Here is a 19,882-nt window from a genome sequence, read left to right as displayed (position 1 = left end):
GATGATGTTATGCAGCTAAAACGACGCCTCAGCGTCGTTTTTTTTGAGTTCTATTAGACCTAAATGGCTCATATCTGCATTAATTAGGCTGTTGTATCAATTATTGGTACGAGAGTAGTTGAGGATTTGACCGCCAAAGGGCGCCAATAAAAATTCAGTGTGAATGGGTTTATGTTGCGTGTGTTCGTAACCTAAGGTGACCATACGTTTACTGAATTTTGCATGATTACCACGGCCTGGATCGACTAAGACTACATCACAAATTGGTTTAGCATGTTGCTCAATAAATTGTGATAAGAGATCGGCATGTTCTTGTTCGTACAAGAGATCGCTGCCGATAATGAGATCAAATAAACCTAAATTAGTTTGTGCATCTGCCCAGCCAGTGCGCACAAACGGGATCGCCCGACCATGATTTAAATCGACATTCTGCTTAAGGAAATTTCCTGATTCTGGGTGATAGTCTGTTGCCGTGATATCGGCGTGCCTATGGTTGAGCACTAGACTCGCGAGCCCAATACCACAGCCCACTTCAAGAATACGTTTATTGCCAATCTTGTAGTCTGCCATGTGGTGTGAGAGCACTTGGCTCGATGGCCAGACTATGCCAAATAACGGCCAAGTTGCGGAGGAAATACCGAGCTTTTCAGCTTCTCCATCGATGTCTTCAAATTCCTGATTGTCTCTTAGGGTTCTGACATGAATATCGAGATCGCCAAACTCGTGGGTTTGGTAGCGCACGCGAAGCAGTGCCATAGAGTTGCCTTGATGTGTACCTTGGTTAAGGAACGAGGTAATGGTACCAATCTATTGGCTATGCAGACACACTAACTATGATTGGTATAAGGCCACGTCTAATCGTTCACCTTAACGTGTAACGCGCAATCAGCCTAATCTATTCGCAGATAATTGTGGGATAACACAGGTTAACTGAGTGTTAGCCTAACAACCTTGGGAGTTGATATCATATAGCGGCGGGGTGCTGGCGTCGCTAGCTTGGGTGTAGCGGAAATAGCATTGATCGTCATTTACTAAGGTATTGTTGTTAAGATCGTAACCTATGTAAGTGATATCAACGCCTTGATATTGAATGATGAGCTTATCATCTGAGGTGATCCAGTTTTCCACATCGGTATTATCGAGGTAACCCCATTTCAATCTGGTATCGGGCGTGCCATCACCATTGAGGTCGATATCAATAATATCGTCACGGCCTGCAACGGCTTGGCTTCGCAGGCTGGGCATTTGCGTTTTGGAGTAGGCCAGTGTGTTGGCGGTTTTTACGCTGGCCTGTAATTGGCTCAGGGTTTGTACCCGAGCCTCTTTACTCAAACCGATAAATTTAGGCGCGGCAATCACTGCCAAGATCCCAAGTACAATAATCACCACGACCAGTTCAATCAAGGTAAAGCCAGCCGCATCTTGTTTATTGATTGGGTAATGCATGGTCTCGATCCTATTGCGCTTTTACACGTCGGCCAAAGCCGAGTAATACCAGTAAGCCACAGAGCAGCAGCAGGGGTGTTTGACCTAATTTTGCGAACCAAGTTTGGCCTGTCACCAAGGGAATGGTTGCGCTTAGCACACCTGTTTCAAACTGGGGTAAGGATGCAGTGATATTGCCATGCTCATCGACTACCGCTGTCACGCCATTGTTGGTTGCCCGCAATAAAGGGCGCCCCAATTCAACTGCGCGCATTTGGGCGATTTCCATATGTTGTAATGGGCCGTTTGAACTACCAAACCAAGCGTCATTTGAGACAGTTAACAGTATATCTGTCCCTTGATTAATGCTGTCGCGTAATTGCTCAGGGAAGGCAATTTCATAACAAATCGCGGGCGCGATTTTATGGCCTAGGGCACTTAGGTTCGGCTGTTGATATTCGCCTCTGGCAAAGGAGGACATAGGCAAATTAAAGAAAGGCGCAATCGGGCGCAGCAGCGCTTCAAAGGGCACAAACTCGCCAATCGGCAACAGATGATGTTTCTTAAATTGATTGCTACCATCGCCCTCATAGTCAGGGCCTGCTTGTTGTTTCTGATTATGATTACCAAGCACAATCAATGAATTATAAAACTCATTGTTTTGATGGCTAATAATGCCAGTGATAATTGAGGTATGGTTTAGATTGGCGACTTTATTAGCGTTATCTAAAAATTCTTGCACCTTATATTCAGGTGCCGGAATAGCGGCTTCAGGCCAAACAATGATATCGGCATCAAAATGTTCGCGGGATAAATCCATGTATTTTAATAGGGTAGGCCACAGGGCGTCGGGTTCCCACTTCATGCTTTGGGGAATATTGCCTTGCACCAGTGCCACTTTAACATTTTCACCCGTAGGATGAATGTCGGAAACCTTAGGTGCAGCCCAAACGGCCAGAATACAGAGCGGCAGTAAAAGCAGTAAACTCTTATAACGCTTAGTAAAACAAAGGGCTAATGCACCAGCGAGCATGGCCAGCACTAAGCTTAACCCGAGTGCGCCTATGATACTGGCAAGGGGTTTTAGCGGCCCTTGGGTTTGCGAGTAACCTGCCCATAACCAGGGGAAACCTGTCATCACCCAGCCACGAGCCCATTCGGTCAAGGTCCACAGGGCGGGGAAGAGGGCGAGATTACGCCAAAGGCTAAACGTGGTTTCGCCATTTTTACAGAGTGTTTTAGTTAACCAAGCCAGCGCTAAACCTGTTAGTGCCGGATATAAGGCTAAGTACAAAGCCAACAAGGCCATCAAGCCAACAGAGGCGATGAGCGGCATACCACCAAAGGTATCCATACTCACATGTACCCAACTGATCCCTACGGCAAAACAGCCAAACCCAAAGCTTAACCAATAGTAAAAGCTCGCCTTAGCGTCAAGCGCTCGGCTATGCCAGAGGGCAATCGCCATGGCAAACGGATAGATTATCCAAATGGAATAGGGCGCAAATGAAAGCGCCGTACTGGCGCCAAGGGCAAATGCCAGTACGAGTCTCAAAGCACTAGGTCGGGACTTTTGTTGGGCAAAAGCCCGGATTTGTTTTAGCACGAGTGATTATTCTACGTCTTCGCCAGTATTAGGATCGGGGAGTTTAACTCTGAGTTGGATTAAACGCCTTGTGTCAGCATTGATGACTTTAAATTCAATGCCTTCAATGATGATGCTCTCGTTGCGTTCTGGCAGATGGCCAAAGGCGTGTGAGACTAAGCCACCGACGGTATCAAACTCTTCATCGCTGAATTCAGTATTGAATTCTTCGTTGAAATCTTCGATTGGCGTCAAGGCCTTAACCATATAAACCGTGTTGCCGACTTTGCGGATCTCGGTTTCTTCCGTGCTATCGTGGTCGAATTCGTCTTCAATCTCACCGACAATTTCTTCCAAAATATCTTCGATAGTCACCAGACCTGACACACCGCCGTATTCATCGACCACAATCGCCATATGGTAGCGCTGTGAGCGAAATTCTTTTAGCAATACATCTACGCGTTTGCTTTCGGGTACAACCACAGCAGGACGGATCACGCGGTCCAGTGAGAAGGGCTCATCGCTGTTGGAGAAACCGTAAGGGATCAAATCTTTAGCAAGTAATATGCCTTCGATATGGTCTTTATCTTCGTTAACGACGGGGAAGCGCGAGTGACCTGAACCAATCACAGTGGCGAGTAATTCTTCGACCGAGTTGTCTATCTGGAGGGCGACAATTTGAGCTCTTGGGATCATGATATCCCGAACACGCATATCAGAAACGTCTAATACACCTTTTATCATCTCGCGGGTGTCTTGAGTGATCAGATCGCGCTGTTCTGCACCATCAATCACATCGACTAAATCTTCGCGATTTTGAGGTTCGCCCTGAAATAGCTGACTTACTCTATCAAACCAACCTTTCTTGTGGGCGTTCGTACTCGGGGGGATATCGTCACTCATAGTTTTCTCATTAGCTTTTGATAGGGATTATCTTAGCTAACTATTGTTCCTTATATGGGTCAGTAAAGCCTAAGCCTTCAATGAGTTGGGTCTCTAACGACTCCATCTCTTCAGCTTCTTCATCTTCGATGTGATCATACCCTAGCAGATGCAAGCAACCATGTACAACCATGTGTGCCCAGTGCGCTTCTAAGGTTTTTTGTTGCTCACGGGCTTCATTTTCAACGACTGCCGCGCAAATGACAAGATCTCCTAGTAAAGGAAGTTCAATTTCTGGCGGTGCCTCAAAGGGAAATGACAACACATTGGTCGGTTTGTCTTTGCCGCGGTAGGTGCTATTGAGCATCTGACTCTCGCGGCTGTCGACTATACGTATAGTTAATTCAGCTTCATCCATGCTATTGCCAATCGCGGTTGTGACCCAAAGGGCGAATTGCTCGTCCGTTGGCAACCAGTCGCAGGTGGTGGCATGTTGAATATCTAAGGCTAAATCAAGACTCATGTGCTGCGGCTTCCTGTTGTTTCTGGTATTGGCTTTCTTTCTTGGCCTTTAAGGTTTGCTCTTTTAAATCAAAAGCCTCATAGGCTTCGACGATGCGAGCAACCACAGGATGGCGCACGACGTCTTGGGAGACGAAAAAGTTAAAGCTGATTTCTTCTACTTGGCTTAACACTTCAATCGCGTGGCGTAAGCCGGACTTTTGATGTTTAGGCAAGTCGGTTTGCGTAATGTCGCCTGTGATCACCGCGCGGGAATTAAAGCCGATACGGGTAAGGAACATCTTCATTTGCTCGATTGTGGTGTTTTGGCTTTCATCGAGAATAATAAAGGCATCGTTCAAGGTACGACCGCGCATATAGGCAAGCGGCGCCACTTCTATTACATTTTTTTCGATTAAGCGTTCCACTTTTTCAAAGCCGAGCATTTCGAATAGTGCGTCATAAAGTGGACGTAAATAAGGATCGACCTTTTGACTCAAATCACCGGGTAAGAAACCAAGTTTTTCACCCGCTTCTACCGCTGGGCGAGTCAGCAAAATTCGGCGTACTTCTTGGCGTTCTAACGCATCTACTGCCGCTGCTACCGCAAGGTAGGTTTTGCCGGTTCCCGCAGGGCCGATACCAAAGGTAATGTCGTGGCGAACAATATTGGCCACATATAAGCTTTGGTTTGGATTGCGTGGCTTAATAACGCCGCGGCGAGTTTTGATATTAATGCTGCTGTCGTCGCTCGCGTCTTCTTGCTCTAGGGCGATGGCTTCTTGAATGGCGATATGGACTTGTTCAGGCTCAAGATCGGGCGTGCTGCCTTTAACCGTTTGGGTCTCGATGTAGAGTTCTTTTAGTAAGTTGTTGGCGCTTAAACAATTGCGTGGCAGTCCGGTGATCTGGAAATGATTGTTTTTACGGACGATTTCAACGCCAACGCGACGTTCTATCTGCTTGATATTGTCATCGAATGGACCGCACAGTGAAGCCAAACGGCGTGTTTCTGCGGGTTCGAGATACAGATTCATGGTAGTTAATTTACTGGACAAATAGCACTCCCAATAGCGAATAAGAAAGCAAGGTACGAGGTTGGTTAACCATCGCAAGATAATTTTAGTTTACGAGCCATAGCCGATAATTGCTAACGGAAAATAGCAATTGCCTCGGTAGACTTAAATAAAAGTGCGTTAAAGCAAAAGGGCGACTAAGTCGCCCTTCTTTATATAGGTACTGATATCGGTACTGTTTAAGCCGATTTAACGCTTATGGCTTAAATTGAGTCACACCCAGTTCATCATCTTGCTTGCGCTTGGCCAGAATTTCAGCAGGGCGCAGGCTACGACGTAGATCCATTTCATCTTCGCCGCGGATAAAGACACCGCGCAGTGAGTTAGTGTAAACGTCGACGATTTCGACATCTACGAAAGTACCAATGTGTTTTGGTTGACCTTCGAAGTTCACCACTCGGTTGTTCTCAGTACGGCCGCGCAGTTCCATTGGTTTTTTCACCGATGGACCTTCAACCAGAATACGCTGCACTGTGCCCATCATATGGCGGCTGTAGCGCATGGCTTGCTGGGTGATGCGGTCTTGCAGAATCGCGAGACGTTGCTTTTTCTCTTCCATATCAACATCATCAGGTAAATCCGCCGCTGGCGTGCCCGGACGCGCGCTATAAATAAAGCTAAAGCTGTGGTCGAAACCTATGTCTTCAATCAACTTCATGGTGTCGGCAAAATCTTCTTTGGTTTCGCCTGGGAAGCCAATGATAAAGTCTGAGCTGATTTGAATGCCTTCACGGGCTTTACGCAGGCGGCGGATGATTGACTTATATTCAATCGCCATGTGACCGCGTTTCATCGCCGTGAGAATACGATCAGAACCCGATTGTACTGGCAAGTGTAAGAAGCTCACTAGCTCAGGGGTATCTTCATAAACGTCGATAATATCCTGTGTAAATTCAATCGGGTGACTGGTCGTAAAGCGGATACGATCGATACCGTCGATAGCTGCCACAAAACGCAGTAATTCAGCAAAGGTACAGATGCCGTCATCGTGGGTTGCGCCGCGATAGGCATTGACGTTTTGGCCAAGCAGGTTCACTTCACGCACACCTTGCTCCGCCAATTGGGCGATCTCAAGGATGATGTCGTCCGATGGACGGCTGACTTCTTCGCCGCGCGTATAAGGAACCACACAGAATGAACAGTATTTGCTGCAACCTTCCATGATAGACACGAACGCCGTTGGGCCTTCGGCGCGTGGCTCTGGCAGGCGATCGAATTTTTCGATTTCAGGGAAGCTGATATCGATAACCGCTTTGTCACCACGGCGTACTTGCTCGATCATATCGGGCAGACGGTGTAATGTCTGTGGTCCAAAAATAATGTCGACACATTGGGCTCTGTCTTTAATGGCTTTGCCTTCTTGCGAAGCAACACAGCCGCCCACGCCAATAATCAAATTGGGATTTTTATCTTTAAGCGTCTTCCAGCGTCCTAGCTGATGGAACACTTTTTCCTGCGCTTTTTCACGGATTGAACAAGTGTTCAGCAGGAGAATGTCTGCCTCAGACGCTTCTTCAGTCAAGGTATAACCTTGGTATTCGCCTAACAGATCAGCCATCTTGGATGAGTCATACTCATTCATTTGACAGCCCCAAGTCTTGATATGGAGTTTCTTACTCATCAGTTGTGTCGCCCTAAGATGACCAATAAAAATAGCGCGACATTTTACCTGCTGTTATGGCTGCTGACCAGCTTTGTCCACACTTTTACCGATTGGCTTTTGCTGAGGGCGATACCCATACAAATGCTAGGTTTTTATTACTCGCTGGCACTTGGGCGAGGTTAAGATGATTAACATGCTGAGCTTTAGCCATTTCCATCAAGCTATTGCGTGCCTGAATGCCGATGTCTTCACGGATTTCGAGTCGAAATAAGCTCAACATTTCCGTGGTATGTTGATATAAGGCATAATCGAGCGGGTCGCGATAGGTCACTGTGATGGTTTCAATGTTTGGGCTCGCGACTGAGTTAGCTGTTGAGTTAGCCGCCATGGCTTGGCCTAGCGGTGCAATACCTAATGTGAGTGCTGTGCCTAACGTAAGTGCAGTGCCTAATCTAAGCGGAGTGCTCATCTTAAGAGTGCTGCTAATTGATAGGCGACTGACTATGGGTAAATGAGTTAGTGTTTTCATGACATCCTCGCTAATCGATACGGTGGATTCACTTGTTAACTCGTCCAATACGACTTAGGGCTAGGCGCTAGCTAAGTGAAAGTATTTAACACCCATAACGCTAACCGAATCACAATCTTTGGATTAAGTGATATTGGCTATGATGCAGGTGTGACTTGAGTGTAGTCAGTGTTGTAATGGGGCAATTTTGTCTTTGTAAGCAACTGTGAGCAGGTGGGGGGATAGCAACATTTGCTCACGTTTGAGTGCTAAGAGACATACTTTTGATACAAAGTGAGTGGCTTTTTCCTGCATAGGTTTGGTCAATGCTGTCGGTGTAAAATAGCTGGTGCATAGATAGTGTAAAGACATCGTTTGGGCATTAATAAACAAGGCAATAAAGGTGGTAACTAAGGTGGTAAGTAAGATGAGCCAAATTGATGAAACAAGTGCACTGATGACATCCGATACAACTCATTCTGACGTGACTCATTTAGACGTCACTCGTGTTGAATGCAATCATGCTGCAGGCACTGAGTTCGATGTCATTCTTGTCGGCGGCGGTATGGTCGGTGCGGCGACAGCAATTGGATTAGCTCAGCAAGGTTTAAAAGTGGCGGTGATTGAATCCTTTGCGCCAGAGGCTTATCAAGCCGAGCAGCCGTTAGATGTGCGAGTCTCGGCCATCAGTGTTGCTTCTGAAACGCTGCTTGAACGTCTTGGCGCCTTGGACTCATTGCTCAAGATGCGCAATGTGCCTTACCTTGGTTTAGAAACCTGGGAGCTCGATGGCTGTATCACTCAATTCCACAGTTCACAAATTGGCGCCAGCCATTTAGGCCATATAGTTGAAAACCGTTTAATCCAACTTGCCCTGTGGCAACAGATGGCGCAATTGGCCGGCATCACTTTATATTGTCCCGATAAAGTGGCGGCATTTGCCTGTGAGAACGACGGTGTAAGTGTGCACTTACAATCGAATCATAAACTTAACGCTAAGTTATTGGTCGGTGCCGATGGTGCGCACTCGCAGGTACGCCAATGGGCGGGGATTGGTATATCGGGTTGGGATTACGCTCAATCGGCAATGCTGATCAATATCCGCACCGCACAGGGCCAGCAAGATGTCACATGGCAGCAGTTTACACCTAAAGGACCGCGCTCCTTGTTACCTCTGCCCGGTAATAACGCTTCGCTGGTGTGGTACGACGATGCCAATCGAATAAAACAGTTAATGCAGCTGAATAATAAACAGCTCGCAGAGCAGATACGTTTGCATTTCCCTGCGCGCCTAGATGCCGATTTTACCGTTGAGAATAAAGGCAGTTTTGGTCTAACTCGTCGCCATGCGCAGCGCTACTATAGTCAGAACGTGGTGATTTTAGGGGATGCCGCCCACACTATCAATCCGCTCGCCGGTCAAGGGGTAAACCTTGGGTTTAAGGATGTCGAAGCATTTTTGGCGGTCATCAAGGATGCATTGGCCCAAGATAATATCTGGTGGTCAAATGAAGTGCTGGCCCAATATCAGCACAAACGTTATCGCGATAACCAGCTGATGATGACGGCGATGGATGTGTTTTACGCCGGTTTTAGCAACGATATCTTGCCGCTTAAGCTGCTGCGTAATGGCGCGTTAAAGTTGGCAAACATCAATTCCCCGCTCAAAAAGACAGTCCTTAAATATGCTATGGGACTTAATTAACGCTGAGTTGTTCTGTGTTCTGCTCCTGTGCGATGACGTGGCATTTGTTGACTTGGGGTTTGAGTGCTAAAATGCCGCGTTTTTAGCAGGTATGGTCAGTTCAGTCGGCACTTTGCGCGGCTGTCATCGACGAAATAACAATATTGAGTGTCATGAGCGAAATAAAATTAATAGTTGGTCTGGCTAATCCAGGTGCTGAATATGCACACACTCGCCATAATGCGGGGGCTTGGTACGTACTTGAGTTAGCGAGAATTTGCGGCGTGACTTTAGTGGCTGACAGTAAGTATTTTGGCTTGACTGCCAGAGCCGTATTGCACGGTAAAGATGTCCGCTTATTGATCCCAACGACTTATATGAATTTAAGCGGTAAAGCGGTTGGCGCTTTGGCGAATTTTTTTCGTATCACGCCGGAAGAGATTCTGGTCGCTCACGATGAACTCGATCTGCCGCCCGGTGTGGCTAAGTTTAAGCTCGGTGGCGGTCATGGCGGCCACAATGGTTTGAAAGATATTATTGCTAAACTGGCTAACGATAAAAATTTCTACCGTTTACGCTTAGGTATCGGTCATCCCGGCGATAAAAACCAAGTCAGTGGTTACGTACTAGGTAAAGCGCCTGCCAAAGAGCAAGAGCTTATTAATGCGGCGATAGATGAAGCTGTGCGTTGTACTGAGATTTTGTTTAAGCAAGACATGGTGAAAGCCATGAACAGATTACACTCCTTTAAAGCGGAGTAGGTTTTGCTTTGGCGAGACCCAAGTATAAAGTGATTTAATTATTCAGTAATGTGCTGCCATAGGGCAGGACGACTAAACCTCGCTGATGAGTGTGACTCGTTAGCCAATAATCGAGAGAAAGGTAAGCATATGGGTTTTAAATGCGGCATTGTTGGTCTTCCTAACGTTGGTAAATCAACGCTTTTTAATGCGTTAACTAAGGCTGGCATCGAAGCGGCTAACTTCCCGTTTTGTACCATTGAACCTAACACGGGTGTTGTACCTGTGCCGGATCCACGTCTGGATGCGTTAGCTGCGATTGTGAATCCACAACGTATATTACCGACCACTATGGAATTCGTGGATATCGCGGGTCTTGTGGCTGGTGCATCTAAAGGCGAAGGTTTAGGTAACAAGTTCCTTGCTAACATCCGTGAAACCGATGCCATTGGTCACGTAGTACGCTGTTTCGATGATGACAATATTGTTCACGTTGCTAACAAGGTTGATCCCGCTGGCGATATCGAAGTGATTAACACTGAATTAGCCTTAGCGGACTTAGACAGCTTAGAGCGCGCGGTTCAACGCCAGCAAAAACGTGCTAAAGGCGGTGATAAAGACGCTAAGTTTGAAGTGGAAGTATTAGAAAAAATGCGTCCAATTTTAGACGAAGCGAAAATGCTGCGTTCAATGGAATTATCTAAAGAAGAACTGGAAGCCGTTGCTTACCTTAACTTCTTAACCTTAAAGCCGACCATGTATATTGCTAACGTGGCGGAAGATGGTTTTGAGAATAACCCACACTTAGACGCTGTTCGCGCTATTGCTGCCACAGAAAACGCTATCGTTGTTGCTGTGTGCGCCGCGATTGAATCTGAATTAGCTGAAATGGACATCTCAGATCGCGATGAGTTTATGGCTGATCTGGGTATCGAAGAGCCCGGTTTAGATCGCGTTATCCGTGCTGGTTATCAATTACTGAATTTGCAAACCTATTTCACCGCAGGCGTGAAAGAAGTGCGTGCTTGGACTGTGCCAGTCGGTGCGAGTGCTCCGCAAGCGGCAGGCGTGATCCACACCGATTTTGAACGTGGTTTTATCCGTGCTCAAGTGATGGCATTTGATGACTTTATCGCTCACAAAGGTGAAGCGGGCGCGAAAGAAGCCGGTAAGTTACGTGTGGAAGGCAAAACCTATATCGTTAAAGATGGCGATGTGATGCATTTCTTGTTTAACGTATAACTAGGATTAGACAAGCCCTAAACCTTGATAAATTAAGCTAAGTACGAGTAACAGTGTGTTATTTAGCACATCTGTTGCTCAGTTTGGTGAAGTAATAGCCGAACAGCTTAACCTAAGGGAAATAGCGAAAAAAAGCTGTTGACCTCGATACCTCGAATAAGCATAATACGCCCCGTTCCTCGCTGAGAGGGGCGCGTAATATCGAAGTGGCAATGTAGCTCAGCTGGTTAGAGCACAGCACTCATAATGCTGGGGTCGCAGGTTCAAGTCCCGCCATTGCTACCATTTTATTTAAGAAGCATATTCTTATATAAAATAGACAGCGATTTTACTCTAGCATTGATTGCTAGCATCTCTTCAAGATGTAAACACGAAGCTGTGCGGGAATGGTGAAATTGGTAGACACGCCAGATTTAGGTTCTGGTGCCGCAAGGTGTGAGAGTTCAAGTCTCTCTTCCCGTACCATTTTTTAGATATATGAATTTAGAAACATCGGCGATAGCGGATGTTTGAAACAGAGTTAGTTGGGGTATCGCCAAGTGGTAAGGCACCGGGTTTTGATCTCGGCATTCCAAGGTTCGAATCCTTGTACCCCAGCCATTTTTTCTCAGTTTCCAAGTTGATTGGGGTATCGCCAAGTGGTAAGGCACCGGGTTTTGATCTCGGCATTCCAAGGTTCGAATCCTTGTACCCCAGCCATGGCAATGTAGCTCAGCTGGTTAGAGCACAGCACTCATAATGCTGGGGTCGCAGGTTCAAGTCCCGCCATTGCTACCATATTTAACTCTGTTAAAGTGATTTATCAGAGAAAAATCCAAAGCTGTTGAACAAACAATTTTGGTACATTTTGATGCGGGAATGGTGAAATTGGTAGACACGCCAGATTTAGGTTCTGGTGCCGCGAGGTGTGAGAGTTCAAGTCTCTCTTCCCGTACCATCAAAATGCAATCTTCAGAAAGAAGATTAAACACAGTTTATTGGGGTATCGCCAAGTGGTAAGGCACCGGGTTTTGATCTCGGCATTCCAAGGTTCGAATCCTTGTACCCCAGCCAAAAGTTAAAAAGCCTGTCTTCGGACAGGCTTTTTGCTTTCTGGTTTTTCACTATATCCTTACTAATCGTTTTCACTCTCTATCTGCTTTCGCATTATTCGCAGTTTGGTTTCTTTCGCTTTCTTCGTTTAGCATTTCCCTTTTCCCTTTTCCCTTTTCTATCAATGTCCTTGCTATAGCTGGCTTGAATTCCTGTCGTTTTTTTATCTAGCCGTTTATAGGTTGGGTAACTCAATAATGATGTATTGGATTTTAAGTCGTCAGCAAGCTGAATAAGCCTTATCTGTTTAGTTCTGGGATTCAGAGAGTGGAGTGAAGCTTAGAGTTAGCAAGCACAACTAATCTTTGAGTGAGTATAAGAGCCAACATAAGCACTAGCATAATAGCAGGCATAAGAAGCTGGGCTTGGATCAGAATGTCGAACTGGGGAATTGGCACTTTATAAGACGACAGTGAATACCACAGTGCCAGTGGATTAGGCACTGTGGTGATCTGTGTTATTGCTTTTTGACTTCTGGCACGACAGGCAGCGATTTTATTTCTGCTGGAACCGCTGGAATTGCAGGTGTGACCATTTTTACTGCCGTTTCAGTAATTGCAGTCGGTAATACTGTATTCTCAATGATGGCACTTTGAGCCGCGTTAACCTCACCGGTGGCGACTGCTTTAATGGGATTAGGTAACTGCTGCTGCACTTGATTTGCGCCCGCTTCTAAGGCTTTTTGTTGTAACTTCTGCGGATCGGTATAGTCGGCTAATTCCTTCGGCCAACTTGGGACCAGCTTTTGCGCTTGATTACTAAATTGCTCAGAGAACACTGAGGGCGCGCCGCCTTTCATTAGCATGACTGCCATTTGGTTGGTGTCAGAGTTCCAAACCAGACCGGCTTTTTCTGCCATTTCAGGTACAGGAGTATAAGTTGACACTAAATAAATAAGTGGACCTTCCTGCTGGATCTTATCGGCCGTTTTGAGTAGCGATAGAGTGGTATCGTAATTTTTACCCAGCAATTCCTGCATACGGTTCTTAATGAGTGGCTGTTCGAATAAGCCGACATCATTTGGATCTAAACCGACAAGGGGCTTGAGCAAGGCCCACATTAGTTGACCTTGGGGTGACATTAATAAGAGTGGAGCAACACAGGCGTTGAGCATTAACGCGAGCCACAGAATATGCAGGCAGCGCATTTTTTTGAGCAGAGATTTACTCAAGATAATATTTCCTTGGGAGTACCAGCAAGTCGCCGGCGGCGGATTGTAGCCGATTGGCATGAGGTAAACGAGTGGGGGCGTAAAGTAAATTTTATGCCAAAAAGTTAGCGTGAATGTTGGATTTTATCTCTATGAATCTAATGAATATTTACAGATGATACCGTAAATAACTTGCTGCTAATTTAATCAAAGATAATGGCTTTTGAGTGTTAAATGCAGATTTGCCTGTAAGCGGTTTATTTTTCAGTCTTATTCTTCAATCCTATATTTCAGCTTCTTTTTCAGTATTGAATATGTAAAGTTTGTAAACTTTGTTCTATTTGATAATCGATCTCATTTAATCTCGCACATTAAATTAGTTTAATGCAGCTCATTTCAGTCTTAGGCTGCATAGGGAAAGCCGATTCTGGAGGCATTTCTCTTCGGGTTGCTTTTGAGAGTGCACCATTGAAATTAAGAGTCAGTAAGTCGTCTTTGTCCTTTGCTCGAATTATCCATGTATATGTATCTATGGCCTTGTTGCTGCTGATGCTGTTTTTTGCGGTGACAGGCATAACGTTAAATCACCCAAATTGGTTTTCTCAAACAGATCAGGAACCTAAACGGGAGCAAGTGCCCATTCCTGCCTATTTATTACCCGTCGATACTCAAGATGCGCAGTGGCGTTTGGCAACGGGCCATTGGCTGAAAAGTGAATGGGCTATGGATATGGCTACTGCCGATATAGATGAAGACGAAATTAGCTTAGTCAGCAAAGGGCCCGGCACTTACCTAAGCCTGACGTTGGACTTACTCGACGGCCAAGCCTATGTCGAAACCTTAGATTATGGTGTCGTAGCCGTAGTGAATGATTTGCATAAGGGCCGCAACACAGGCATTGCTTGGGCTTGGATACTCGACCTTAGCGCCATACTGATTATTTTATTTTCGCTTACTGGGGCTTACTTATTATTGCCTCAAACCAAGCGTCTCAAAAAGTCATTGTTATACATGGTACTTGTCAGCGGTAGTTGCGGACTTGTGTATGTTTATTTCGTTCCCTAAGGAGTGTAGACCGAGTATGCGTCATCTTATTCGTACTGTTGCGGTGAGTGCTTTGTTTGTGAGTTCAGCTGCGTTTGCTGTGCCACAAATGACAGTCGATTTAACCTTGCCGGAAATTACCGAAGGCCAATATCACAGACCTTATGTGGCGGTATGGGTTGAGGATGCCCAAGGACAACCGGTAAAAACCTTAAGCCTTTGGGTTTGGGATGAAGGCCATAAATGGCTTAAAGACATCCGCCGTTGGTGGCGTAAAGCAGGTCGTGACGATATGAGTTTTGTTGATGGAATTGCATCTGCCACACGCCCTGCGGGTCATTACAAAATCGATTGGGATTTAAAAGATGAGGCGGGTAAAGCACTTGAGCCCGCTCGTTATACTGTGTTTATTGAAGTGGTGCGTGAGCATGGTGGTCGCGATCTCGTGCGACAAAATATCGATTTAACCACGGGGGACTTCTCTGTGCAGTTACCCGCCACCACCGAAACCGGCGTTATCGACATACGCTTAAGCGGCATGGCTCGCTGAGCCTTCAAATGAACATATTGCCCGTACATTACTCGTTAAACTTAAGGAAAAGGCATGAAATTACGTCTTATTGCATTACTTAGCACACTTTGTATTAGCCCGTTGGCAAGCAGCCACGACAGATGGATCTTACCTAGCCACTTTAACGTTTCGGCCGAAAGCCTAGAGGCCGTGTGGATCACTTCAGATGTGTCTGCTAGTAATCAAGTGTTTATGATGGATAAACCTTTCAGCGCCAGTGACGTACGTGTGTTACTGCCTAATGGCGACTCAAGCTCTCCAAGCTCAAGTTATACCGGCGGCCGTAAATCGGTATTTGATGTGCAGTTAATGCAAGATGGCACCTATAAGTTCGAGAAAGAAGTCACGCCGCGTTATTTCTCCCGCTATAAAGTGAAAGGCAAAGAAGGCTTTGTCCGCAGTCGTTTAGATAAAAAAGCGACCGCCGCTGTCATGCCAAAGGGCGCCTCTGAATTAGAAGGTTCTTTAAATGTGTCGCGGGTGGAAACCTACGTAACCCGAAATAAGCCGACGGATAAGGTTTTGGCTCCTAAGGGTGAGTACTTGGAACTAGTCCCAGTGACCCATCCTGCCGATATCGTTGAAAACGAACCTGCAACACTGCAGTTTGTTTATGACGGCAAACCCGTTGCAGGTGTGAGTGTTGCGATTATGAAAGACGGCAGCCTATACCGAAACAAGCCTGAAGAAATCGCTTTAACCTCAGATAAAGACGGTAAAGTGGCCATGACCTTGCCTGCGGCGGGACGTTATCTTTTACATGCATCTATTGAGCGTCCGAATGCAGACACATCCCTTGCCGATAAAACCGTCAGTGAGATTTTCCTTACGTTTGAAGCTGGACTTGAATAGGATTCACTCTTCCGCTCAAGTGAGTAAGCGTTATAAGTGACTCGTTATAAATGATTTAGCGTTATAAATGACGTAACGTTCACCGTTAAATGCCCACAACCTAAACGGCGAGTGGGCATTTTTGTATTCAAAACCCTTTATCTATACGGCTATTAATCAATGCAGTAACTATGATTCTATCTGGCTCGCGGATTTAGATTTCATTGCTGGTAACTCTGCTTAAGGTTGGGTAAGCTGCGTCAATGCATTGTTCTTGATGCATCAAAGGCGCATAACGATTAGAATAGCGCAATTCCACCCTCATTTGACTGTGTTGACCTTAGCGTTGACACGGGTTGCTTTTGTTTTAAAGGAGACGAAAGAAGTTATGACTAAGGTTCCTATGACAGTTGTCGGTGCAGAACAGCTGCGTAAAGAGTTAGATATTCTCAAGTTTGACCGTCGCCCTAAGATCACTGAAGCGATTGCCTCTGCGAGAGAGCTAGGCGACCTGAAAGAAAACGCGGAATACCATGCGGCTCGTGAAGACCAAGGTATTTGTGAAGCACGTATCCGTGATATTGAAGGTAAGTTATCTAACGCGCAAATTATCGACGTCACTAAGATGGTGAACAACGGTCGTATTATTTTTGGCGCCACTGTGACTATTTTAAATCTCGATACTGACGTTGAAGTGACTTATCGCATAGTCGGCGATGATGAAGCGAATATTAAAGAAAACCTGATTTCAGTGAACTCACCGATAGCCCGTGGCTTAGTGGGTAAAAATGAAGGTGATGAAGTGTCGATTACCACACCTGGTGGCATGACAGATTACGAAATCATCTCAGTACAGTATTTATAATCAGCGAATCGATTTAGCTACAGAGTCTGCTAAGTCTTGCCGAGAGTATGATTTGTGCTCGTTCTAAAACCGCCCTAGGGCGGTTTTTTTGTCATCTGTAAATCCAGTTGGCATGCATGTTTAGAGATTGAGTTTTGCATGTGAATTTAAGATGTAGCTATGGATTTAAGATTTAGCTATGGATAGAGACCGCGTTTCAGAGGGGAACTCGAAAGATGGATAAAGATTAATTTGCCTCTTGCTGCACTTTTACTTAAGCTGCAAATCTAGCTTCATCAGCAAGCTTAACCAGTAATTACTCAGTGTTGTTTGATTTAGCGCGATTTTTATTTTAGACCCTAACGTAAAATAGCAAATGCTAAGCATGAATGGGGTTATTTTTCGTTTTAATAAGAGGGCACGCTTTGGTAAAACACTGGCGTACGGGATTGATGTTAGTTTGCGTGGCGATCATGCTGATTGCGCACTCGGCTAGCTATACGCCAAAAACCTCAGAACAACGCAGTGATGCCGCTCGCCATTATGCTCAGAAACACACAGCTCTGAAGCAAACGGCTCTAAAACAAACGGCCCAGATGCACACTGTGAGTCCTGATAGTTCAACTCCCGATGCAGAGCCAAGCGCTGAATCTCAAAGTTTGCCCGATGCTATTGCTCAATCGCATTCACATTCTGATGCGCAAACCGTTGAAAGTTGCGGCTCATTGCATACTCATGATGCCAATCGCATCAATTCAGACTCAGCATCCCAGCCAGCACCTTGTCCAAGCTCAGATTACGTGAGTCATTCGGACGACTTAAATTTTGCCCCAATAAATTCGCCGCGCTTTATCAGTCTTGCCCAGCACGATGTGCGTGAGGTGAAACCGGTATATGTACTCGCGTTAGACTTCACCGCCGAACCGACACCGAATGTCGTTGAACCGAACGATCTGGATATCGCATCAGATTGGACGCTTTCAGCTGTATCTTCCCCCGCTCGAATTTCGGGTTGGAAAGTCTCAAATCTTCAATATCGATTTAGCCAACAAGCCGCTTAACCCGCCTATTTAGGTGTGCTATCTACTGGAGTCTGCTCCCGTTGAACTTGCATGCCATTGCATTTTTGTTCTTACCGAAACCATCTCTATCGCGGCTACATTCGCTGTGATGACTTGAGTCTAACTGGCTAGATTTGCTGGTGCTCAATGATAGGTTTCGGACTGATATCAATATGTTCGCTTAGCTTTTGACTTAAAAGTTAGGTGATAAATAGCGAGTTAATCCCATGGAAAGAAAACCCAATAAACGGCTGCTAAATCACTATTCAGCTTGGAAATATATAGTCCTTATCGTCACCATCATAGTGATGTTATTCAGTGCCTTGCCTACATTTTATGGTGAGGATGCCGCGGTACAAGTGGGCGCGAAGGCGGGGTTAACACTCACACCTATTGCCCTTAGAGATAAGCTGCAAGCTGAAGGCGTGACGGTAAAACGCATCGACCAAAAGAATGGCGAAACCTTAATTGTCCTCAATGCGGATAACCAACAAACCTTAGTCAAAACCTTGGTTTCTTCTATGGTGACAGAGCCCAAAGAGTTGACCTTATCCCTTGCCAGTGCCGCGCCGAGTTGGTTGCAAAACTTAGGTTTTCAGCCGATTAAACTAGGGCTCGACTTACGTGGTGGTGTGCAGTTTCTACTCGATGTGGATGTTGACCCTGTGTATCAAACTCAGGGTGAGGCGTTAGTTGATTCGCTACGCCAATTCATCCGTGAGCAAAAGATCCGTGGCGCCAGCGTCTATTTGGATCAAACTAACCAGTTAAACCTGACGCTGCCCGATAATGGCGCCCGCGCCGCCGTGCGTCAGATGATGAAACAGTCCTATCCAAATTGGCAATTATCCAATACCGATGGTGCGGGTTTACAGATTAAGTTGAGCCAAGAGGAACAAACTAAACTGCGTAATTTAACTGTGCAGCAAAACCTGCAAGTAATGCGCAGTCGTATTGAAGAACTTGGCATCACAGAAGCCTTAGTGCAGCGCCAAGGCGATCATCGAATTCGGATTGAGTTGCCCGGCGTGCAAGATCCTGCAGCGGCGAAAAACGTCATTGGTGCTACAGCGAGTCTGGCTTTTTTCGAGGTGAAAGAGTCAGGCTCTGTGAATGCCATGGTGCTTAACGACAAGTCGGGTAAGCCTATTTATGTGAGCCGCACGCCTGTACTGGGCGGCGATCACATTGTCGATGCCAGAGCGAGTTTAGGTGAGATGGGCATGGCCGAGGTGAACATTAACCTCGACCGTGTCGGCGGGCAGAAAATGTCTGAGTTTTCCCGTACCAATATTGGCAAACCTATGGCTACGTCTTACAGCGAATACAGCCGTGATGAACAAGGTAAGGCTAAGCAAACTCAAGAGATTATCAGCGTCGCGACCATTCAATCCCAGCTTGGAGACCGCTTCCGCATCACTGGCGCTGGCACCTATCAAGAAGCGCAGCAATTAGCCCTGTTACTAAGAGCGGGTTCTATGACGGCGCCAGTGACGATTGTGGAAGAGCGTACCATTGGCCCGACGTTAGGCGCTGAAAACATTGAAAACGGTTTTGCTGCGCTTGGTCTAGGTATGGGCATTACCTTGTTGTTCATGGCGCTTTGGTATCGTCGTCTCGGTTGGGTGGCGAATATCGCGTTGATTTCCAACATGGTGATCTTGTTTGGCCTACTGGCGCTTATCCCTGGTGCTGTGCTGACCTTACCCGGTATTGCTGGCTTAGTGTTAACCGTGGGTATGGCTGTCGATACCAACGTGCTGATTTTTGAGCGAATAAAAGACAAATTAAAAGAAGGTCGCAGTTTTTCGCTGGCAATTGATACGGGGTTTGATAGTGCGTTTTCGACCATTTTCGACGCTAACTTCACCACTATGATCACGGCTGTCGTGCTGTATTCCATCGGTAATGGCCCAATTCAAGGTTTCGCCTTGACCTTAGGTCTAGGTCTGTTGACCAGCATGTTTACCGGTATCTTTGCTTCAAGAGCCTTGATTAACTTAGTTTACGGACGTGATGCTAGTCGTCATGTGAGGGTATAAC

The 19,882-nt window shown here is 46.1% G+C and carries 18 protein-coding genes and 7 tRNA genes; 16 read left to right on the top strand and 9 right to left on the bottom strand.

Annotated elements, in window-relative coordinates; all coding sequences use genetic code 11:
- Positions 1-96 precede the first annotated feature (96 nt).
- The 8 genes from NE536_RS11000 to NE536_RS10965 form a co-directional block, all read right to left on the bottom strand.
- Positions 97-756, bottom strand: a complete 660-nt coding sequence (locus tag NE536_RS11000) for a class I SAM-dependent methyltransferase (protein ID WP_261272703.1) — start codon at positions 754-756, stop codon at positions 97-99.
- Positions 757-942: 186 nt separating this feature from the next.
- Entirely contained in the window at positions 943-1,446 is a 504-nt protein-coding gene (locus NE536_RS10995; protein WP_261272702.1) for a pilus assembly FimT family protein, read from the bottom strand.
- Positions 1,447-1,456: 10 nt separating this feature from the next.
- Complete coding sequence (gene lnt / locus NE536_RS10990; protein ID WP_261272701.1) at positions 1,457-3,031, bottom strand: apolipoprotein N-acyltransferase; 1,575 nt, start codon at positions 3,029-3,031, stop codon at positions 1,457-1,459.
- 6 nt (positions 3,032-3,037) lie between these two features.
- Positions 3,038-3,913 (bottom strand): CNNM family magnesium/cobalt transport protein CorC, encoded by an 876-nt coding sequence (gene corC, locus NE536_RS10985; RefSeq protein ID WP_006082742.1) that lies wholly within the window; start codon positions 3,911-3,913, stop codon positions 3,038-3,040.
- A 40-nt stretch (positions 3,914-3,953) separates the two neighbouring features.
- A complete protein-coding gene (gene ybeY / locus NE536_RS10980; RefSeq protein WP_107948754.1) occupies positions 3,954-4,415 on the bottom strand; it encodes an rRNA maturation RNase YbeY in 462 nt (153 codons plus the stop codon).
- A complete protein-coding gene (locus NE536_RS10975; RefSeq protein ID WP_006082740.1) occupies positions 4,405-5,451 on the bottom strand; it encodes a PhoH family protein in 1,047 nt (348 codons plus the stop codon). The genes ybeY and NE536_RS10975 overlap by 11 nt, the downstream gene beginning before the upstream one ends.
- A gap of 214 nt (positions 5,452-5,665) precedes the next feature.
- Complete coding sequence (gene miaB / locus NE536_RS10970; RefSeq protein WP_261272700.1) at positions 5,666-7,090, bottom strand: tRNA (N6-isopentenyl adenosine(37)-C2)-methylthiotransferase MiaB; 1,425 nt, start codon at positions 7,088-7,090, stop codon at positions 5,666-5,668.
- A gap of 85 nt (positions 7,091-7,175) precedes the next feature.
- Entirely contained in the window at positions 7,176-7,601 is a 426-nt protein-coding gene (locus tag NE536_RS10965; RefSeq protein WP_261272699.1) for a hypothetical protein, read from the bottom strand.
- A gap of 406 nt (positions 7,602-8,007) precedes the next feature.
- Here NE536_RS10965 and NE536_RS10960 point away from each other — a divergent pair, with 406 nt between their 5' ends.
- The 10 genes from NE536_RS10960 to NE536_RS10915 all read left to right on the top strand — a co-directional run bounded on the left by NE536_RS10960 (position 8,008) and on the right by NE536_RS10915 (position 12,299).
- Positions 8,008-9,285: an FAD-dependent monooxygenase gene (locus NE536_RS10960; protein ID WP_261272698.1), complete on the top strand. Its 1,278-nt coding sequence runs from the start codon at positions 8,008-8,010 to the stop codon at positions 9,283-9,285.
- A 152-nt stretch (positions 9,286-9,437) separates the two neighbouring features.
- Positions 9,438-10,025, top strand: a complete 588-nt coding sequence (gene pth, locus NE536_RS10955; protein WP_261272697.1) for an aminoacyl-tRNA hydrolase — start codon at positions 9,438-9,440, stop codon at positions 10,023-10,025.
- A 129-nt stretch (positions 10,026-10,154) separates the two neighbouring features.
- Positions 10,155-11,246 (top strand): redox-regulated ATPase YchF, encoded by a 1,092-nt coding sequence (gene ychF, locus NE536_RS10950; protein WP_106651360.1) that lies wholly within the window; start codon positions 10,155-10,157, stop codon positions 11,244-11,246.
- A 208-nt stretch (positions 11,247-11,454) separates the two neighbouring features.
- Positions 11,455-11,531 (top strand) — tRNA-Met (locus tag NE536_RS10945).
- Positions 11,532-11,626: 95 nt separating this feature from the next.
- Positions 11,627-11,711, top strand: a tRNA-Leu gene (locus tag NE536_RS10940).
- Positions 11,712-11,771: 60 nt separating this feature from the next.
- A tRNA-Gln gene (locus NE536_RS10935) sits at positions 11,772-11,846 on the top strand.
- Between the two features lie 24 nt (positions 11,847-11,870).
- Positions 11,871-11,945: transfer RNA gene (locus NE536_RS10930), tRNA-Gln, on the top strand.
- A gap of 1 nt (position 11,946) precedes the next feature.
- Positions 11,947-12,023 (top strand) — tRNA-Met (locus NE536_RS10925).
- Positions 12,024-12,098: 75 nt separating this feature from the next.
- A tRNA-Leu gene (locus tag NE536_RS10920) sits at positions 12,099-12,183 on the top strand.
- 41 nt (positions 12,184-12,224) lie between these two features.
- Positions 12,225-12,299, top strand: a tRNA-Gln gene (locus tag NE536_RS10915).
- 496 nt (positions 12,300-12,795) lie between these two features.
- Here NE536_RS10915 and NE536_RS10910 read toward each other — a convergent pair.
- Complete coding sequence (locus NE536_RS10910; RefSeq protein WP_261272742.1) at positions 12,796-13,485, bottom strand: hypothetical protein; 690 nt, start codon at positions 13,483-13,485, stop codon at positions 12,796-12,798.
- Between the two features lie 471 nt (positions 13,486-13,956).
- Between NE536_RS10910 and NE536_RS10905 the strand changes: the two genes are divergently transcribed.
- The 6 genes from NE536_RS10905 to secD all read left to right on the top strand — a co-directional run bounded on the left by NE536_RS10905 (position 13,957) and on the right by secD (position 19,881).
- Entirely contained in the window at positions 13,957-14,553 is a 597-nt protein-coding gene (locus tag NE536_RS10905; RefSeq protein ID WP_261272696.1) for a PepSY-associated TM helix domain-containing protein, read from the top strand.
- Between the two features lie 16 nt (positions 14,554-14,569).
- Positions 14,570-15,082 carry a DUF2271 domain-containing protein gene (locus tag NE536_RS10900; protein WP_261272695.1) on the top strand — a complete coding sequence of 171 codons (513 nt, stop codon included), beginning with the start codon at positions 14,570-14,572 and terminating at the stop codon, positions 15,080-15,082.
- A gap of 54 nt (positions 15,083-15,136) precedes the next feature.
- A complete protein-coding gene (locus NE536_RS10895; protein ID WP_261272694.1) occupies positions 15,137-15,955 on the top strand; it encodes a DUF4198 domain-containing protein in 819 nt (272 codons plus the stop codon).
- Positions 15,956-16,322: 367 nt separating this feature from the next.
- Positions 16,323-16,799, top strand: coding sequence for a transcription elongation factor GreA (greA, locus tag NE536_RS10890; protein WP_006082729.1), 477 nt, complete (start codon positions 16,323-16,325; stop codon positions 16,797-16,799).
- A 431-nt stretch (positions 16,800-17,230) separates the two neighbouring features.
- Positions 17,231-17,839 carry a hypothetical protein gene (locus NE536_RS10885; protein WP_261272741.1) on the top strand — a complete coding sequence of 203 codons (609 nt, stop codon included), beginning with the start codon at positions 17,231-17,233 and terminating at the stop codon, positions 17,837-17,839.
- Between the two features lie 227 nt (positions 17,840-18,066).
- Positions 18,067-19,881 (top strand): protein translocase subunit SecD, encoded by a 1,815-nt coding sequence (gene secD, locus NE536_RS10880; RefSeq protein ID WP_261272693.1) that lies wholly within the window; start codon positions 18,067-18,069, stop codon positions 19,879-19,881.
- Position 19,882: the final 1 nt, after the last annotated feature.

Origin of the sequence: Shewanella septentrionalis (assembly GCF_025370265.1) — a bacterium.
In the GTDB taxonomy this organism is placed as follows: domain Bacteria; phylum Pseudomonadota; class Gammaproteobacteria; order Enterobacterales; family Shewanellaceae; genus Shewanella; species Shewanella hafniensis.
This window is presented reverse-complemented; position numbering and strand designations above follow the sequence as displayed.

Coding starts and splice junctions, on each gene's coding strand:
- NE536_RS11000 (WP_261272703.1), bottom strand. CDS start 756: ATGGCACTGCTTCGCGTGCGCTACCAAACCCACGAGTTTGGCGATCTC.
- NE536_RS10910 (WP_261272742.1), bottom strand. CDS start 13,485: ATGCGCTGCCTGCATATTCTGTGGCTCGCGTTAATGCTCAACGCCTGT.
- NE536_RS10900 (WP_261272695.1), top strand. CDS start 14,570: ATGCGTCATCTTATTCGTACTGTTGCGGTGAGTGCTTTGTTTGTGAGT.
- NE536_RS10895 (WP_261272694.1), top strand. CDS start 15,137: ATGAAATTACGTCTTATTGCATTACTTAGCACACTTTGTATTAGCCCG.
- corC (WP_006082742.1), bottom strand. CDS start 3,913: ATGAGTGACGATATCCCCCCGAGTACGAACGCCCACAAGAAAGGTTGG.
- NE536_RS10960 (WP_261272698.1), top strand. CDS start 8,008: ATGAGCCAAATTGATGAAACAAGTGCACTGATGACATCCGATACAACT.
- NE536_RS10885 (WP_261272741.1), top strand. CDS start 17,231: ATGTTAGTTTGCGTGGCGATCATGCTGATTGCGCACTCGGCTAGCTAT.
- ychF (WP_106651360.1), top strand. CDS start 10,155: ATGGGTTTTAAATGCGGCATTGTTGGTCTTCCTAACGTTGGTAAATCA.
- NE536_RS10995 (WP_261272702.1), bottom strand. CDS start 1,446: ATGCATTACCCAATCAATAAACAAGATGCGGCTGGCTTTACCTTGATT.
- ybeY (WP_107948754.1), bottom strand. CDS start 4,415: ATGAGTCTTGATTTAGCCTTAGATATTCAACATGCCACCACCTGCGAC.
- pth (WP_261272697.1), top strand. CDS start 9,438: ATGAGCGAAATAAAATTAATAGTTGGTCTGGCTAATCCAGGTGCTGAA.
- miaB (WP_261272700.1), bottom strand. CDS start 7,090: ATGAGTAAGAAACTCCATATCAAGACTTGGGGCTGTCAAATGAATGAG.
- NE536_RS10965 (WP_261272699.1), bottom strand. CDS start 7,601: ATGAAAACACTAACTCATTTACCCATAGTCAGTCGCCTATCAATTAGC.
- secD (WP_261272693.1), top strand. CDS start 18,067: ATGGAAAGAAAACCCAATAAACGGCTGCTAAATCACTATTCAGCTTGG.
- greA (WP_006082729.1), top strand. CDS start 16,323: ATGACTAAGGTTCCTATGACAGTTGTCGGTGCAGAACAGCTGCGTAAA.